The sequence below is a fragment of the Pseudomonas sp. N40(2020) genome (assembly GCF_014472415.1).
Classification (GTDB): Bacteria; Pseudomonadota; Gammaproteobacteria; order Pseudomonadales; family Pseudomonadaceae; genus Aquipseudomonas.
In genome coordinates this window covers 78,486-94,465 of sequence record NZ_JACSZV010000024.1, presented here as the reverse complement: position 1 = coordinate 94,465, position 15,980 = coordinate 78,486, and the positions used below count along the sequence as shown (strand labels likewise).

Genomic DNA, 15,980 nt, shown 5'->3' with positions numbered 1-15,980 from the left:
CTTTTGATCTTGCTTTTGAAGAGCAAAATCAAAAGATCGCAGCCTGCGGCAGCTCCTACATTGGGCGCGGGTTTAGGCGCTGGCGGGGATGACTTCGAGGACGCGAATCTGTTCAGGGGTCGGATAGTGCCAGCGCACATCCAGATCCCAGAACTGTGCGCCATATTCACGTTCCGGCGCCGGGGTCTGATACGCCGGGCGCGGATCCTGGGCCAGACATTGCTCGATCAACTCCACCAGTGGCTCGGCAAGGCGCTGAGCGTGGGTGTGCGCCTGTTGCAACGCTGCGTCCGTCCACTGCACGTCAATCAACTGCGGCGCAGCGCTGGCGATGCTGTTGGAGGCGCTGGTGATGATGTCGGCGTAGGGCACGTAGGGTTTGATGTCGAGAATCGGCGTGCCGTCGAGCAAGTCGATGCCGGAGATGAACAGGCGATTGGCTTCGACCTTGTCGAGTTTCACCACGGATTGGCCGATGCCATTCGGGCGGTGGGTGGCCCGGGTGGCGAAGACGCCCATGGACTTGTTGCCACCGAGTCGGGGAGGGCGGACTTTCAGGCGAGGTTTTTCTTCCAGCGCCTGATGGAAAAGGAACAGCAGCCAGACGTGGCTGACCTGTTCCAGACCCTGCACCGCGTCACCCTGATCGAACGGCGCCACCAGTTCCAGCACGCCCCGGGCAGCGGGGGCCAGTTGCGGTTGGCGAGGGATGGCAAACTTCTCCTTGAAGCAGGAGCGCACGAAGCCGATGGGGGAGACGCTGTAAGTCATGGTTTGCAGTCGAGGCGGGAATCAGGGCGGGCATGATAACCCGAGTGCGGTGGTGACTTGCCAGCGATGGCCGCGCCGCCGATCTCAGAGGCTGAACCCACCATCCAGCGGAATGATATTTCCCGTCATGTACGCCCCAGCCGTACTCGCCAGACTGATCGCCAACGCCGCCATCTCCTCCTCACGTCCCCAACGCTTCATCGGAATCAGTGCCGTGTCCTCGGCCAATGCCTGCTGATCATTACCAATATGCTGGGTCATCTTGCTTGGAAACCGCCCTGGAGCGATCACGTTAACGTTGATGTGTTGGCTCACCAGTTCCCGCGCGAGAATCCGCGACAGTTGATGCAGCGCGGCTTTGCTCGGCCCATAGGCATATGCCTGCTCGCCGAAAGACGAAATACCCGCCACCGAACCGATATTGATGATCCGCGCCGGATTCGCCGCCGACCCTGCTTTGCGCAGCAGCGGCAGGAACTGCTGAATGCAACTGAACACCGACGTCACGTTGAGCTGCATGACTTTTTCCCAGCCCTTGACCGGGTAGCTTTCCAGCGGCGCGCCCCAAGTGGTGCCGGCGTTGTTCACCAAAATATCCAGATGGGTGATCTGCTCGCCCAGCCTCGCGGCCAGTTCCTGTACGCCTTCTTCAGTCGCCAGATTCGCCGCCACGCCGTGGCAAGTGCCCAGGGCACTGAGCTCTTCCGCCGTTTGATGACAGGCTTCGGCGTCCCGAGAGCAGACGAACACACGGGCGCCGGCCTCGACAAAGGCCTTGGCGATCATTTTGCCGATACCACGGGTGCCGCCGGTTACCAGAGCGGTGCGGCCTTGCAGAGAAAAGTACGGGTGCATGGCGAATCCTGAGGGCTAGGGATCAATACACCCTAGTCGCCAGCCGCGAAAAGCGGAGCCACTATTTTCGAAGGGAATGAGCGGTCATGCGCAGCGGCGGCGACGGTCAGTCGCCACCGCTGGAAGCAATATCAGGCGGCGCGAACGCGCAGGGTCAGGCCCTTGAGGAAGTTGCGCAGCAACTGGTCGCCGCACGGACGGTAGTTGGTGTGGCCGACCTTGCGGAACAGTGCGCTCAGCTCTGGCTTGGACACCGGGAACTCGGCAGCCTTGAGGATCGCGTGCATGTCGTCTTCTTTCAGTTCGAAGGCCACGCGCAGCTTTTTCAGGATGATGTTGTTGGTCACCGGCAGTTCGATCGGCTGCGGCGGACGGCTTTCGTCCTTGCCACGCTTGAAGATCACCAGGCCATCGAGGAAGTGCGCGATGACTTCGTCCGGGCAGCGCACGAAGCCTTCTTCGTCTTCTTCTTTCTTGTCGAGCCAGGTGATCACGTCGGCGAGGGTCACCTCCATGCCGCCGAGTTTGATGATCTCGACAACCTTCTTGTCGCTGATGTCGAGCATGTAGCGCACGCTGCGCAATACGTCGTTATGAATCATGTGAGTAATCCTGATAGGCGTTGTGGGCATCGCGCGGGGGCAATGCCGAAATATGTGGCGGCAGTGGAAGTCTTAGAACTTCTCTTTGCCGGACAGGTAGCGCCATTGGCCGACCGGGACTTTGCCGATCGAGACGCCGCCGATACGGATGCGGCGGATGCCGATAACCTTCAGGCCTACCGCTTCGCAGAACTGGGCGATGATGCCCGGCTGCGGGTTCTTCATGGCGAAGCGCAGGCGGTTTTCGTTCTGCCAGCTGGCCTTGACCGGCGGCAGCTCCTTGCCCTTGTGAGTCAGGCCGTGCTGCAAGCGGTTGAGGCCGTGGGCGACCATGTCACCTTCGACTTCAACGATGTATTCCTGCTCGATCTTGGCTGAGTCGGCGGTGAGCTTGCGCAGAATCTTCCAGTCCTGAGTGAATACCAACAGGCCGCTGGCCTTGGCCTGCAGATCAGTGCTGGCGGTCAGGCGCAGGAAGTGGCCCCGCAACGGGCGTTTGCTGAAACGGTGCTCTTCGCTGAGGGTTTCGGCACTCAGGGTTTGCATCGCGCTGTCCGCATCCATGCCCGCCGGCACGTTGAGCAGGATGGTCACCGGCTCCGGCGCAGTAGCCTTGGCGTCCTTGTCGAGCTCGACCTTCTGGTCGCCGACCTTGAATTGCGGCTCGTCGATGACTTCGCCGTCCACGGTAACCCAGCCGCCCTCAATGAACAGCTCGGCCTCGCGGCGGGAGCAACCCACCAGTTCGATGAGGCGTTTGGAGAGGCGAATCGGGTCAGTCATGACAGGGCCGTAACAAAAAAGGGGTGGGCATTGTACCTGTGTGGCGCCGGTTAAGCCCGGTTCCATTTGCAGGCAGTGAAATCATGCGGGAGCTGTGGTGTATCAGCCATTGCCCGAGCGCTGCTGGTTTTGGCGCAAGCGCATGTGCAGCAACGGATACGGCTGGCCCATGCCATCCACTTCCGAGCGACCAATCACCTCAAACCCTTGCTTGAAGTAAAACCCCAGCGCCTGCGGGTTCTGCTCGTTGACGTCCAGTTCATCGGCGTTCAGATGCTGCATGGCGTAATTCAACAGCTTTTTGCCCAGACCCTGGCCGCGATGGTCGGGATCGATAAAGAGCATTTCAATCTTGCCCGCCGCCACACCGGCGAAACCGGTGATGCGTTGCTCGCGATCCTTGGTGCAGATCAGCATCACGGAGTCGAGGTAGCGGGTCAGCACCAGATTGCGCAGCAATTCGATATAGCTGTCCGGCAGAAAATCATGGGTAGCGCGGACCGAGGCCTCCCAGACCCGGGTCAGTTCCTGATAATCGCTGAGTTTCGGCGTGTGGATGACCGAATGGTGACGCATGCCTGTGTGCCTCTTATGCCCGGTTTGATGAGGATCCTTCCCTCAGCAAACGATAGACGTAAAAAAGCCCCGCATCTCGTAAAAAGAGCGGGGCTTTTCAATACAACACTATTCCCCTTGTGGGAGCGAGCCTGCTCGCGAAGGCGTTGGTTCAGTCAACAATTTCAGCAACTGACCCACCGCATTCGCGAGCAGGCTCACTCCCACAGGTACTGGGTGATGCTCAGATCTGCTCAGCCCACAGATCGTATTCGTCAGCGTCAGTCACCTTGCACCAGACCTTGTCGCCCGGCTTGAGGTTACTGCCGTTGTCGATGAACACGTTGCCGTCGATTTCCGGGGCGTCGAAGAAGCAGCGGCCGACCGCGCCTTGCTCGTCGACTTCGTCCACCAGCACTTCGATTTCACGGCCGATGCGCATTTGCAGGCGCGCCGAGCTGATCGCTTGCTGGTGCGCCATGAAGCGGTCCCAACGGACTTGCTTGACGTCGTCCGGCACGATGTCCAGATCGAGGTCATTGGCCGGTGCGCCATCAACCGGCGAGTACTGGAAGCAGCCGACGCGGTCGAGTTGGGCTTCGGTCAGCCAGTTGAGCAGGTACTGGAAGTCTTCTTCGGTTTCGCCCGGGAAGCCGACGATGAAGGTCGAACGGATGATCAGATCCGGGCAGATTTCGCGCCAGTTCTTGATGCGCGCCAGGGTCTTGTCTTCGAACGCTGGGCGTTTCATCGACTTCAGCACTTTCGGGCTGGCGTGCTGGAACGGGATGTCCAGGTACGGCAGGATCTTGCCGGCGGCCATCAGCGGGATCAGCTCGTCAACGTGCGGGTACGGGTAAACGTAGTGCAGACGGACCCAGACGCCCAAGGTGCTCAGCGCTTCGCAGAGTTCGGTCATGCGGGTTTTCACCGGCGCGCCGTTCCAGAAACCGGTGCGGTATTTCACATCGACGCCGTAGGCGCTGGTGTCCTGGGAGATCACCAGCAGCTCTTTGACGCCGGATTTGACCAGGCGCTGGGCCTCGTCGAGCACATCACCCACTGGACGGCTGACCAGTTTGCCGCGCATCGACGGGATGATGCAGAAGCTGCAGCTGTGGTTGCAGCCTTCGGAAATCTTCAGATAGGCGTAGTGACGCGGGGTCAGCTTGATGCCTTGCGGTGGCACCAGGTCGATCAGCGGGTTGTGGTCTTTGCGTGGCGGCACGACGTCGTGCACAGCGTTGACCACTTGCTCGTACTGCTGCGGACCGGTCACGGCCAGCACGCTCGGGTGCACGTTGCGGATGTTGCCTTCTTCCACGCCCATGCAGCCGGTGACGATAACCTTGCCGTTTTCCTTGATCGCTTCGCCGATCACTTCCAAAGATTCAGCCTTGGCCGAGTCGATGAAGCCGCAGGTGTTGACCACCACGACGTCGGCGTCCTGATAGGTGGACACCACGTCATAGCCTTCCATGCGCAGCTGGGTCAGGATGCGCTCGGAGTCGACCAGTGCTTTCGGGCAACCCAGAGATACGAAGCCAACCTTTGGATTGGCCGGCGCAGGAGTGGTGGACATGTCTAACCTCGGTATTTTGTGACGTCGCTTGCCGTGTGGGAAAGCCGACGGATGGGCGCTTAGGGCGCGCCTCTGATCAAAAAGTGCGCAATTCTAGCGGCGAGGAGCGCACTTGACCAGCTTTATGCCGGGAAATGCGACGAGTGCTGCGCTATGCTTCGCGCCGTTGAGCTTTACCGATTATTTACAGTCAACAAAACGTCTGTAACAGCAGGTAAAACAGCGCATGCTGCACCACAAAGCATAGTGCTTCATTCCAAGAAGCCGGTTCTGAGAAGTAGGAGTGTTGGATGGTTCAGGCAAGTAGTCAGGCGGCGGGCGCCGAGCATTCGACGGCAAAGCCGATCGGCATGCTGGTCGCCGCGGTCGGGGTGGTTTACGGCGACATCGGCACTAGCCCGCTGTACACCCTCAAAGAAGTCTTCGCCGGTCATTATGGTGTGCCGGTCAATCACGATGGAGTCTTCGGGATTCTGTCGTTGATTTTCTGGTCGCTGATTTGGGTCGTCACTATCAAGTACGTGTTGTTCGTACTGCGCGCTGACAACCAGGGGGAAGGGGGGATCATGGCGCTGACCGCTCTGGCGCGACGTGCATCCAGCCGCTACCCGAAACTGCAAACGGTGCTGGTGATTCTGGGGCTGATCGGTGCAGCGCTGTTTTACGGCGATAGCATGATTACGCCAGCCATTTCCGTCCTGTCGGCGGTTGAAGGCCTGGAACTGGCTTTCGACGGGCTCGAGCGGTGGGTAGTGCCACTTTCGTTGATCGTACTGGTGGCCTTGTTCCTGATTCAGAAGCACGGCACCGATCGCATCGGCAAGCTGTTCGGCCCAGTGATGGTGGCGTGGTTTCTGGTGCTGGGCACTTTGGGTGTCAGCGGTATCGTCAAACACCCTGAAGTGCTGAGTGCATTGAACCCGATCTGGGGCGTGCGTTTCTTCATCGTACATCCTGGCATGGGCGTAGCGATCCTCGGCGCGGTGGTGCTGGCGCTGACCGGTGCCGAAGCGCTGTATGCCGACATGGGCCATTTCGGTCGCAAGCCTATCGCCCGCGCCTGGCTGATTCTGGTGCTGCCGGCCCTGGTGCTGAACTATTTCGGTCAGGGCGCCTTGCTGCTGGAAAACCCGGAAGCGGCGCGTAACCCGTTCTACCTGCTGGCGCCGAACTGGGCACTGGTGCCGTTGGTGGTGTTGTCGACCCTGGCCACGGTCATTGCTTCGCAGGCGGTGATTTCCGGCGCGTTCTCGTTGACTCGTCAGGCCATCCAGCTCGGCTACATTCCGCGCATGCACATTCAGCACACGTCCAGTGCCGAACAGGGCCAGATTTACATCGGCGCGGTGAACTGGGCGCTGATGGTGGGCGTGATCCTGCTGGTCATCGGCTTCGAATCCTCGGGCGCGCTGGCGTCTGCTTACGGTGTGGCCGTGACCGGTACGATGCTGATCACCAGCATCCTGGTGTCGGCGGTGATCCTGCTGCTATGGAAATGGCCGCCGCTGTTGGCGGTGCCGATTCTGCTAGGGTTCCTGTTGGTCGATGGTTTGTTCTTTGCTGCCAACGTACCGAAGATCATCCAGGGCGGTGCCTTCCCGGTGTTGGCGGGTATTGTGCTGTTTGTCCTGATGACCACTTGGAAGCGCGGCAAGGAACTGCTGGTCGATCGTCTCGACGAAGGCGCGCTACCGTTGCCGATCTTTATCAGCAGCATCCGCGTGCAACCACCGCACCGCGTGCAGGGCACCGCCGTGTTCCTCACCGCGCGCTCCGACGCCGTGCCCCACGCGCTGTTGCACAACCTTCTGCACAACCAGGTGCTGCACGAGCAAGTGGTGTTGCTGACCGTGGTCTACGAAGACATCCCACGCGTGCCGCCATCACGTCGTTTCGAAGTGGAAGCGCACGGTGAGGGGTTCTTCCGGGTGATCCTGCACTTCGGCTTCACCGACGAGCCGGACGTGCCGCAGGCGCTGAAGCTATGCCATCTGGATGATCTGGACTTCAGCCCGATGCGCACGACTTACTTCCTCAGCCGTGAAACGGTCATCGCCTCGAAGCTCGAGGGTATGGCGCGTTGGCGTGAAGCGTTGTTTGCGTTCATGTTGAAGAATGCCAATGGCAACTTGCGGTTCTTCAATCTGCCGCTGAACCGGGTGATTGAGTTGGGGACGCAGGTGGAGATGTAACCCCGCCTCAACTGAAAAGCCCCCGTCAGCCTTGCGGCTGGCGGGGGCTTTTTTGTGGGCGCCCGGCGGATTTTCATTTGGTCAGTCAAAAGAAATACAAAGTTGCAGGGTGTTTAATTCAACGCAATACTCTGTGCATTATTCTGCGCTGCAGCAACTGAGCAAGAGGTGATTATGACGGCATTATTAGAACGTGCTGACCAGGCTATTTCCGTGACTGCCATGGTCAGGAGCTTCAGTGCGAGGCTCAAGGAGATTTCCAGTCGTGCCACTGAGCGTCTGGTTATCTTCAAGGACAATCAACCGGCAGCGGTCATTATCAATGTGCAGGCCTACCAGGAAATGCTGGATGAGCTTGAGGAGCTTCGCATCGAGGCGGCAGCTCGTGAGCGTCTGAGCAATTTTGATCAAACCAGAGCAGTCAGCCATGACGCTATGCGGGCAAGGTATGCCAAGAAGGATTAAAGGAGCGCTGGATGGTTTGGGGAGTAATTTATCATCCGGAGGTCCAAGGAGATCTGGATCAACTGGGATCGGCGGCTGCCAACCGGATACTTGATGTTATCGAGGAACGGATCATCAACGGCGAGCCGGATTAGAGTGGTAAACCCCTTCGAGCCAGCCTTGCGGGTTGTAGAAGGATTCGAACGGGGGACACACGAATCGTCTACCGCGTCGATGGTATAGCCATTCAGGTGTTGATCGTTGCAGTCGGTGCTCGACGTGACGAAGAAGTCTACGACGCCGCAGAGCGCCGCTTGTAATCAAGTGAGGATTGAGCAAGATCAAGCGCCCCCGTAGCCTTAAAGGCTGCGGGGGCTTTTTTGTCTCGGTTGCCTTTACAGGCTTTCAGGGAAATCTTCTTCAGACTCGGTCTTCGTCCGCGCAGGTCGTGGGATCAGTGCTTGTATCACGTCATCAATCAAGGCTTTGCCCATCACTGTCAGATAATGCGCGGCCCAGGCGTGGCGGTCGGTGTCTTTGGTGTAGGCGGCATCCTCGGCGAAGGATTTGGCGAGGTACAGCAGATCGGAGGATTGGGACAAGGCATCGATGATCGGGATGCCGGAGCGAACGTTGAAATACGCTTGATCGGAGTTGTAGAGGAAGGGGGTGAAGCCGATTGTTTTCAGATCAGATTGATTGCTCATGTTCAATTCCCTTGATTTCGAGAGCTGCCGCATCCGATACCAAGCGAATGGGTGGCAGCTGTGCGCAGGTTGGTAAACCGGGGAACCAAGGAAACCGGCACGCTCGAAAGCGTCCCACACACAGCTGCCATAACACAGGGGCTCGGACGGGATAACGCCTGAGTCGTGTCGGGTGCGCTGTTGCGCCTTATTCCACCGGGTTACCAAGCCCGATCGCTGAATGGGTCAGCGACGTCTGGAGAGTATCCCGTCAAAAAACAGCACAACAGGGCAGCAAGGCGCCGCAACACGCGATTCGGAGTTTGCCTACAAGGTCTGTCGGCGTCATCCGATATTGCGAGACGAGAAGTAAACGAAACTAAACGCCTGACACGCAATTCCCTGTAGGAGTGAGCCTGCTCGCGATAGCAGAGTGTCAGCTTGCAAATCAGTGACTGATACTCCGCTATCGCGAGCAGGCTCACTCCTACAGGGGAATGGGGTGATTATCTGAATGTAAAAAGCCCCCGACATCGTGAGATGGCGGGGGCTTTTTGTGGGTGCGCTTCAGATCACTCTTCAGCCACCTGACTCGCCGCCTGACGCTTCTCGATCAGATCCACCAAGCGCTTGGCCAGTGCCGGGTAGTTCTCGTCGAAGTGATGACCGCCAGGCAGTTTCACCGCCTCACCCACCGCAGTCTTGTCGGTGCAGCCGCTCTCATCGGTTTCTTCTTCGCCGTAGATGCACACGACCTTGGCCGGTGGCAGCTTGGCCATTTCCGGGCCGGTGGCGGCTTCTTTGCCGGCGTTGCCGAGCCAGCCTTCGACTTCGATTTCGAAGCTGCCGGTGCGGGCGAAGGCTAGCAAGATGATGGCGTCGACGCGTTGCTGCTCGGTGTCCGGCAGGCGGTTGTAGATCGCTGGCAGAACGTCGGCACCGAACGAGTAACCGGTGAGGATGAAGCGCTTGGTGCCCCATTTCTGCCGGTAGTGTTGCATCAGTTCGGTCAGGTCCAGGGCGCTTTGCTCCGGGCTCTTGTGCTGCCAGTAGTAGCGCAGGGTGTCGATGCCGACGACCGGGTAGCCGATCTTGGCCATTTCACCCGCTACGTCGCGGTCGAGGTCACGCCAGCCACCGTCACCGGAAAGGAACAGGGTCACGGTGTCCTTGGCCTGACCGGCAGGTACTTCAACCACCGGTATCGCCAGACCGCCGTTGGCCTTGTCACCGCCGACGAGGATCTTGCGCAGCTCGTTGTTCAGCACTTGCGGCAGGTTGATATCGTAGTCGCTGATGCTGGTTTCGGCGTTCGGTTGATCACGCACGAAACCTGCGCTGGCGTCGTCCGGGTTGTCGTTCCATGCCGCCAGCCAGTGACCGTGGGTGGCGGATTTAGGCAGCAGGTGCGTGCAGCCACCTTTTTCCAGTGCCAGGTCCACGGAAATCGCTTGGGCCTTGTCGTCCTTTTGCTCGGCCAACCAGCGCCAGGCCAGCACCGCGCCGGGGCCGATACCGCTGACCAGCGTGGCCGGGCCGTTCAGTTCGCGCAGACCGGTTTGCAGAGCGCGGCTTTGCAGCAGGCAGTCCTTGGGCAGAATTACCTGAACGATTTGCGCCGAGGCGCTGCGGCTCAGGGTGGTCAGTTGCTTTTCACTGAGCTTCTGATCGTCATTGACGGCTACCAGCACCTGAGACTTCGGCTTGGTGCCGGGAATCACACGGGTCATGGCCGGGCCATCGGCCGGAGTCAGCTGTTCGATGGTCGGTTCCGGTGCCGGGCGTTTGAGGTACCAGAAACCGCCGCCGGCAATCACGGCCAGCACGATCAGTGCGGCCAGGATGTACTTCAGGGAGCGTTGAATCATCAGCGTTTCACCAATCCAGTCAAGCCGCCCGCGATCAGGGCAGCAGTGTCGGCCAGCGCCACCAGCGGATCGAGTCCGGCGGGCACGGCCATATAACGGGGTTCCCAGTCAGGCTGGAACTTGTCTTTGAAGCGGCGCAAGCCTTGGAAGTTGTACAGCTGCTCACCACGGCGGAAAACCATCGAGCCCAGACGTTGGGTCAGCGGTGCACCACGCCGGGGTTGCAACCCCGACAACGGCACCATGCCCAGGCTGAAGCGCGCGTATCCGTGACTCTTATAGTGTTGAATCAGGCCGACCATCATGAATTCCATGGTCAGTTTGGGGGCGTCCGGGTGTGCGCGCATCAGGTCGAGACTGGCCAGATCATGGCTGTAGGTCTCGAGCAGGTTGGCGAACGCCACCGGGCGCCCCTCGAAGCGAATCACCGCAATGCGGAAATGCTTCAAGTAATTGTCGCTGAAGCGGCCGAGGGAGAAGCCTTTCTCGCGCACGTTCTTGCCGGTCAGCCAGGCATCGGAAATCACCTTGAGCTCATCCATCGGCGCCTGACCCGGCTCGTGAATTTCCAGCGACAGGCCGTCACGGGTGCCACGGTTCCAGGTGTAACGCAGATCCTTCATCTCCTTGCCCTTGGCTTCCAGGTCAAAGCGATGCAGATCGACCCGGGCTTCCTCGCCGAGTTTGATCGCGGTCAGGCCGATGTCCATGTAGTACGGCAGGTTCTCCGCGCGTACTTGATAGAACACAGGGCGAGCGTGATGGATATCGCACAGGTCGCGGAACTGCCAGATCATCTCGGCGCGTTGCTGGCCGGGGCCTATCGGGTCGTACAGCGCCACCAGACTGCGGCCACGGCGGGCGTACATCAGGAACGCTTCGTCGTTCTGGTGAAACAGCAACGCCTTGTCACCGGTCAGCGCGAGACCGCCGTCGGGTTGCGACGACGCCATCAGGATCTTCGCCGCGCGGTCGAGTTCGTCCGGGGTCGGCAAATGAATGACCGGGCGCGCAGTGCGCAGCAGCCAGGTCAGGGCAATCACCAGCAACAGCACGGCGGCGCCGAGCAGCGAGCGCAGGCCGCGCGGGGCATCAGCGTCGAGGGTGAACTGCCACCACAATTGATGGCTGTACGGCACGTCTTGATAGGCGAACAGCAGCAGCCAGGCCGAAGCACCGAGCACGCACAGGCTGGCCACCAGATACAGCGGCGAAAACGGCAACTCAGTCAGACGGCTCGGACGATAGAACGAGCGACGGAATACCCCCAGCAGCGCGGCAGTGAGGGTCATCAAACAGGCTTCTTCCCAGTCGAAACCCTTGAGCAGGGAGAGCAGGGCGCCAACCAGCAGCAGAATGGTGGTCAGCATCCACGCGGCCGACAAGCGACGGCGCAGGCCCTGCGCCAGCATCAGGCAGAGCACGCCGATCAGGCTGGCGCCGAAGTGCGAGGCGTCGACCAAGCGATGTGGGATCAGAAAGCCGATGTGCTCCAGACGCGTATCGATTTCAGGAGTAGCACCGGAAAACAGCAGCACCACACCGGACAGGAACACCAGTACCGCCAGAATCGGCGCAGCCAGACCGGACGCCGCGCGCATGGTCTGGGTCTGAAACAGGCGCTGGCCTTCGTTGATCAGCAGCAGTACGCAAGCCACCAGCAGCGGCAGCACGACATAGATCAGGCGATACAGCAGCAATGCAGCGGCCAGTGGCGCAGCGCCGAGCTTGTCGGCGAATGCGGCGAGCAGGATCGCTTCGAACACGCCAACGCCACCCGGTACATGGCTGAGTACGCCAGCGGCCAGCGCCAGCAGGTACACCAGCAAAAACGCGCCGAAGGGCGGGGCTTCTGGCAGCAACAGATAAAGCACGGTGGCGGCCGCCGCGACATCGAGGGCGGTGATCACCAGTTGCAGGAAGGTCAGGCGTCGACCCGGCAGGCGCAGGGTGCGGCGTCCGGCCTTGACCAGCAGGTTATCGGGGTAGGGTTGTTCCGGCAGGCGACGGCGATAGATGCCTATCATCAGGATGGCGCCGAGCAGCAGCACGGTAACGGCAACAGTGCCGAGCAAGCCTTCCGAGAGGCCGAGTGCCTGAGATGCAGCGGGCAGGTCGCTCAACGTCGCTAGAGCAGCCAGTGGCGGCAGGGCACAGCCCAGCGACAGGCTGGCGAATAAGGTCATGTGCGCGACTTCCGACGCTCCCAGACCCAGTCGTGCATATAAACGGTAGCGCACCGAACCGCCGGACAGCAGTGACAGACCGATCGCGTTGCCAATCGCAAACGCCGTGAAGCCGCCGAGGGCCAGCGTGCGCGGTGGCAATGTCACGCCAGCATAGCGGCTGGCCGACCATTCATAGCCGAGCAGAATAATGAAGCCGACCACGGTCGCGCCGAATGCGCCGAGCAGGGCGGGTTTCGGTACGTCGAGAATCGAGTCGTGCAAAGCATCGAGATCGAGTTCGGCGAGCAAGTGGCGACAGGCAATCAGGGCAATGGCAAACAACAGCAGAGTGACCGCCAGACCGATCGGTTGACGGTATTTGCTTAACCGATCCAGCAAGCGCAGGCGCTCGGGTTTGATCGGTTGCTTCGCTGTGACGGTGTCTTGTGGATCAGACGAGTTGGCGCGCATCAATCACCTCTTGGATTGTGCGCGACAGGATGGAGGTATCCAGCCAAGTTACCAATCCCTGTAGAAAAAAATAATCACAAAATACTACGCCTCTCACCAGGTATCGGCGAGGGCAGTCATGGATTGCAGACCTCTTGCCCGCGACTCGAAGCATAGTCGCAACACGGCGGTTCTGAAGATCCTGGACGATTCACTGCACAGTGACAGATCATTGTTGCGAAAGGACTTTTTCCACAGATACAAAAAAGGCCACTCTTTCGAGTAGCCTTTTTTGATGTTTGGTTGCGGGAGCCGGATTTGAACCGACGACCTTCGGGTTATGAGCCCGACGAGCTACCAGACTGCTCCATCCCGCGTCTGTGTGGCGGCATTCTACAGGCGAACGGCGAGGTGTCAACCGCTAATCCCGTAAAGGGTCAAATAAGTGTGGAATCGCGTCAAACGGTCGCAGGTAACGCGTTAAGTTTCGGAAATGAAACGAGTTCCTGTTTGGCTATTCTCTGGGTGAAGAGGTCTGAACCTGAAAAACAAGCGCGCACAAAAAAGGCCACTCTTTCGAGTAGCCTTTTTTGATGTTTGGTTGCGGGAGCCGGATTTGAACCGACGACCTTCGGGTTATGAGCCCGACGAGCTACCAGACTGCTCCATCCCGCGTCTGTGTGTCGGCATTCTACAGAGGATCGCTGGGCTGTCAACCTTCAATCCGGATAAAACTGTTGAGGTTCAATCGGTTAGCGCTCTTTGTCGGTACTTGAAAGAAGCCGCAGGGCAGGTGGGGCAAGGCTTTCAGCTCTATTGAAGGTCGCTTTTCGATTGAGAAAATAAATTCACAGGACGATTCCTACAGTCATAAAAGAACATTCAGCACCACTGGTGCTATATACAGGTGTCAGTGAGATACTGCCGATCCGGCTCGCCACGTTTCCTTTTCTGACATGACTCAGCGAAAAATCATCCACATCGACTGTGACTGTTTCTACGCCGCCATCGAGATGCGCGATGACCTGCGTCTGGCCGGCAAGCCGTTGGCGGTGGGTGGTTCGGCGGATCGGCGTGGGGTGATCGCCACCTGTAATTACGAGGCGCGTGCCTATGGCGTGCGCTCGGCAATGGCATCCGGGCATGCTTTGAAGTTGTGCCCGGATCTGACCATTGTCAAACCGCGTATGGATGCCTATCGCGAAGCCTCAAAGGAAATTCACACGATCTTTGCTGATTACACCGACCTGATCGAGCCGCTGTCGCTGGATGAGGCCTATCTGGACGTGTCGGACAGCGCGCATTTTGGCGGCAGTGCCACGCGCATTGCCCAGGATATTCGTCGCCGGGTCTCCAATCAGTTGCACATCACGGTTTCTGCTGGCGTGGCGCCGAACAAGTTTCTGGCGAAGATCGCCAGCGACTGGAAAAAGCCCAACGGCTTGTTCGTGATCACACCGGATCAAGTCGAGGATTTCGTCAGCGGTTTGCCGGTGAACAAGCTGCACGGCGTCGGCAAGGTCACCGCGGACAAGTTGGGCAAGCTCGGTATCGTCGACTGCATGCAGTTACGTGAGTGGGACAAGCTGGCGCTGGTGCGTGAATTCGGTAGTTTTGGCGAGCGCCTCTGGAGTCTGGCGCGTGGGATCGATGATCGGCTGGTGCACAACGACAGTCGCCGTCAGTCGATCAGTGTGGAAAATACCTACGATGTCGATCTGCCGGACCTGCGCAGTTGCCTGGACAAATTGCCGGAGCTGCTGGAAACCCTGAAAACCCGCATGGCGCGGATCGACAGCAGCTATCGGCCGGGTAAGCCGTTCGTCAAAGTGAAATTCCACGATTTTACCCAGACCACATTGGAGCAGGCCGGGGCAGGTCGGGATCTGGGCAGTTATCAGTTGATGCTGACGCAGGCGTTCAATCGCGGAGGTAAACCGGTGCGATTGCTTGGGGTTGGGGTGAGGCTGGAGGATTTGCGTGGCGGGTTTGAGCAGATGGAGTTGTTTGAGCGTTGAACCCTTAAAAGCAAAAGATCGTCCGACAGGACGATCTTTTAACAGAGCTTAATTCGGTCCCGGATCCGCCACCAACCGCCCCGCATCCTTGGTCAGCGACTTGAGAAACTCAGCCTGCAACTCTGGATCGTTACGCGTCAGTTCGATCAGGCTTTGTTCCAGCTCGCTGGCTTCTTCTTCCAGACCCAATTCCGACAGGCGTTTGACCCGGTGTACCCATTGGCTCACTTCGTCGTCTTCCAGATCGTCGTAAATCAGCCCGTGAGCTTCCAGCAACTTGCCCCGCAGGTGGCTGCTGATCATCAGGGTTGAGTCAGATTGAACTTCATCCTTGGCGTCTTCGACACTGATCTGCAATTTGCCGACATGATTGAGATCATTTTCGGCAAACGGGCTGTCGAGCAGGTTAAGACGCAGCACGCCGTTACGGTCGGTGGTCATGTCGAATGTCTGCTTGCCGGCCTTGACTTGCACCGGTCGCTCGCTCCACGGCAGGCTCGAATACTCCGTGCGCTTGTCGCGCTGGATTTCATCGATGCCGGCCAGATTCTGTTGCGCACGACCGTTGGACTGCACGTTCATGAACGGATTGAGCCCGGCAAAACCGTAGCTCAGCCAGTCCTTGGTCACGCTGTCCGGCAAATTGCCGAGCGCAAAGACGTTAACCACGTTCGCGCCGACGCCACCGACCACCGCCACCGCGCCCAGCGGAATCTCGTAGACTTCCCGCCAGGGTTGGTAAGGCGTGTAGCGGTCGTAACGGCGGGTGACTTCGAATTCGGTGACTTCGAATGTCTTCTGCTCGTTGATCTTCACGCGTCGCTGCGGGAGCTCAAGTTCCTTGGGCTCACCGACATCGATCTGCAAAGTGTGATCGAGCAACTTTCGCTCGACACGCTCTTCGTGCTCGCTGCGCTGTGACATGTGATTGGCACAGCCGCTGACCAGCAGGGCACCGCACAGGGCGGTGCCTCCGAGGCCCAAGGTGTTTCGCTTGAACATGACG

The 15,980-nt window shown here is 59.2% G+C and carries 13 protein-coding genes, 2 tRNA genes and 1 pseudogene; 4 read left to right on the top strand and 12 right to left on the bottom strand.

The window, feature by feature from the left end:
- Positions 1-72: 72 nt before the first annotated feature.
- From tsaA to rimO, 6 genes are all read right to left on the bottom strand, one after another.
- On the bottom strand, positions 73-771 hold the full coding sequence (tsaA, locus tag IAI51_RS16850; RefSeq protein WP_187679502.1) for a tRNA (N6-threonylcarbamoyladenosine(37)-N6)-methyltransferase TrmO: 699 nt from the start codon (positions 769-771) through the stop codon (positions 73-75).
- A gap of 84 nt (positions 772-855) precedes the next feature.
- Positions 856-1,626 carry an SDR family oxidoreductase gene (locus IAI51_RS16845; protein ID WP_187679501.1) on the bottom strand — a complete coding sequence of 257 codons (771 nt, stop codon included), beginning with the start codon at positions 1,624-1,626 and terminating at the stop codon, positions 856-858.
- Positions 1,627-1,757: 131 nt separating this feature from the next.
- On the bottom strand, positions 1,758-2,228 hold the full coding sequence (locus IAI51_RS16840) for a DUF1456 family protein (RefSeq protein WP_187679500.1): 471 nt from the start codon (positions 2,226-2,228) through the stop codon (positions 1,758-1,760).
- 72 nt (positions 2,229-2,300) lie between these two features.
- Positions 2,301-3,011 (bottom strand): rRNA pseudouridine synthase, encoded by a 711-nt coding sequence (locus IAI51_RS16835; protein ID WP_187679499.1) that lies wholly within the window; start codon positions 3,009-3,011, stop codon positions 2,301-2,303.
- Positions 3,012-3,113: 102 nt separating this feature from the next.
- Entirely contained in the window at positions 3,114-3,587 is a 474-nt protein-coding gene (locus IAI51_RS16830) for a GNAT family N-acetyltransferase (protein ID WP_187679498.1), read from the bottom strand.
- 223 nt (positions 3,588-3,810) lie between these two features.
- Positions 3,811-5,148: a 30S ribosomal protein S12 methylthiotransferase RimO gene (rimO, locus tag IAI51_RS16825; protein ID WP_187679497.1), complete on the bottom strand. Its 1,338-nt coding sequence runs from the start codon at positions 5,146-5,148 to the stop codon at positions 3,811-3,813.
- A gap of 290 nt (positions 5,149-5,438) precedes the next feature.
- Here rimO and IAI51_RS16820 point away from each other — a divergent pair, with 290 nt between their 5' ends.
- From IAI51_RS16820 to IAI51_RS28070, 3 genes and pseudogenes are all read left to right on the top strand, one after another.
- Positions 5,439-7,340: a potassium transporter Kup gene (locus IAI51_RS16820; protein ID WP_187679496.1), complete on the top strand. Its 1,902-nt coding sequence runs from the start codon at positions 5,439-5,441 to the stop codon at positions 7,338-7,340.
- Positions 7,341-7,514: 174 nt separating this feature from the next.
- Positions 7,515-7,805, top strand: a complete 291-nt coding sequence (locus IAI51_RS16815; RefSeq protein ID WP_187679495.1) for a type II toxin-antitoxin system Phd/YefM family antitoxin — start codon at positions 7,515-7,517, stop codon at positions 7,803-7,805.
- Between the two features lie 11 nt (positions 7,806-7,816).
- Positions 7,817-8,104 (top strand): annotated as a pseudogene (locus IAI51_RS28070) (type II toxin-antitoxin system RelE family toxin).
- 75 nt (positions 8,105-8,179) lie between these two features.
- On the opposite strand, the gene IAI51_RS16810 reads toward IAI51_RS28070, so the two are convergent.
- From IAI51_RS16810 to IAI51_RS16790, 5 genes are all read right to left on the bottom strand, one after another.
- On the bottom strand, positions 8,180-8,491 hold the full coding sequence (locus tag IAI51_RS16810) for a DUF3077 domain-containing protein (protein WP_187679494.1): 312 nt from the start codon (positions 8,489-8,491) through the stop codon (positions 8,180-8,182).
- Positions 8,492-9,042: 551 nt separating this feature from the next.
- Positions 9,043-10,338, bottom strand: a complete 1,296-nt coding sequence (locus IAI51_RS16805) for a virulence factor family protein (RefSeq protein WP_187679493.1) — start codon at positions 10,336-10,338, stop codon at positions 9,043-9,045.
- Positions 10,338-12,977 carry a bifunctional lysylphosphatidylglycerol flippase/synthetase MprF gene (gene mprF, locus IAI51_RS16800; RefSeq protein WP_187679492.1) on the bottom strand — a complete coding sequence of 880 codons (2,640 nt, stop codon included), beginning with the start codon at positions 12,975-12,977 and terminating at the stop codon, positions 10,338-10,340. Before mprF ends, IAI51_RS16805 begins: the two co-directional genes overlap by 1 nt.
- A 279-nt stretch (positions 12,978-13,256) precedes the next feature.
- Positions 13,257-13,333, bottom strand: a tRNA-Met gene (locus tag IAI51_RS16795).
- A 221-nt stretch (positions 13,334-13,554) separates the two neighbouring features.
- A tRNA-Met gene (locus tag IAI51_RS16790) sits at positions 13,555-13,631 on the bottom strand.
- A 281-nt stretch (positions 13,632-13,912) separates the two neighbouring features.
- Here IAI51_RS16790 and dinB point away from each other — a divergent pair.
- Positions 13,913-14,974: a DNA polymerase IV gene (gene dinB / locus IAI51_RS16785; protein ID WP_187679491.1), complete on the top strand. Its 1,062-nt coding sequence runs from the start codon at positions 13,913-13,915 to the stop codon at positions 14,972-14,974.
- A gap of 48 nt (positions 14,975-15,022) precedes the next feature.
- On the opposite strand, the gene IAI51_RS16780 is transcribed toward dinB, so the two are convergent.
- On the bottom strand, positions 15,023-15,976 hold the full coding sequence (locus IAI51_RS16780) for a hypothetical protein (RefSeq protein WP_187679490.1): 954 nt from the start codon (positions 15,974-15,976) through the stop codon (positions 15,023-15,025).
- Positions 15,977-15,980 lie beyond the last annotated feature (4 nt).

Bases quoted from the DNA above. Each gene is read 5' to 3' on its own strand.
- IAI51_RS16805 (WP_187679493.1), bottom strand. From the start codon at position 10,338: ATGATTCAACGCTCCCTGAAGTACATCCTGGCCGCACTGATCGTGCTG.
- IAI51_RS16835 (WP_187679499.1), bottom strand. From the start codon at position 3,011: ATGACTGACCCGATTCGCCTCTCCAAACGCCTCATCGAACTGGTGGGT.
- IAI51_RS16780 (WP_187679490.1), bottom strand. From the start codon at position 15,976: ATGTTCAAGCGAAACACCTTGGGCCTCGGAGGCACCGCCCTGTGCGGT.
- IAI51_RS16840 (WP_187679500.1), bottom strand. From the start codon at position 2,228: ATGATTCATAACGACGTATTGCGCAGCGTGCGCTACATGCTCGACATC.
- IAI51_RS16845 (WP_187679501.1), bottom strand. From the start codon at position 1,626: ATGCACCCGTACTTTTCTCTGCAAGGCCGCACCGCTCTGGTAACCGGC.
- rimO (WP_187679497.1), bottom strand. From the start codon at position 5,148: ATGTCCACCACTCCTGCGCCGGCCAATCCAAAGGTTGGCTTCGTATCT.
- IAI51_RS16815 (WP_187679495.1), top strand. From the start codon at position 7,515: ATGACGGCATTATTAGAACGTGCTGACCAGGCTATTTCCGTGACTGCC.
- tsaA (WP_187679502.1), bottom strand. From the start codon at position 771: ATGACTTACAGCGTCTCCCCCATCGGCTTCGTGCGCTCCTGCTTCAAG.
- IAI51_RS16830 (WP_187679498.1), bottom strand. From the start codon at position 3,587: ATGCGTCACCATTCGGTCATCCACACGCCGAAACTCAGCGATTATCAG.
- dinB (WP_187679491.1), top strand. From the start codon at position 13,913: ATGACTCAGCGAAAAATCATCCACATCGACTGTGACTGTTTCTACGCC.
- IAI51_RS16820 (WP_187679496.1), top strand. From the start codon at position 5,439: ATGGTTCAGGCAAGTAGTCAGGCGGCGGGCGCCGAGCATTCGACGGCA.
- mprF (WP_187679492.1), bottom strand. From the start codon at position 12,977: ATGCGCGCCAACTCGTCTGATCCACAAGACACCGTCACAGCGAAGCAA.
- IAI51_RS16810 (WP_187679494.1), bottom strand. From the start codon at position 8,491: ATGAGCAATCAATCTGATCTGAAAACAATCGGCTTCACCCCCTTCCTC.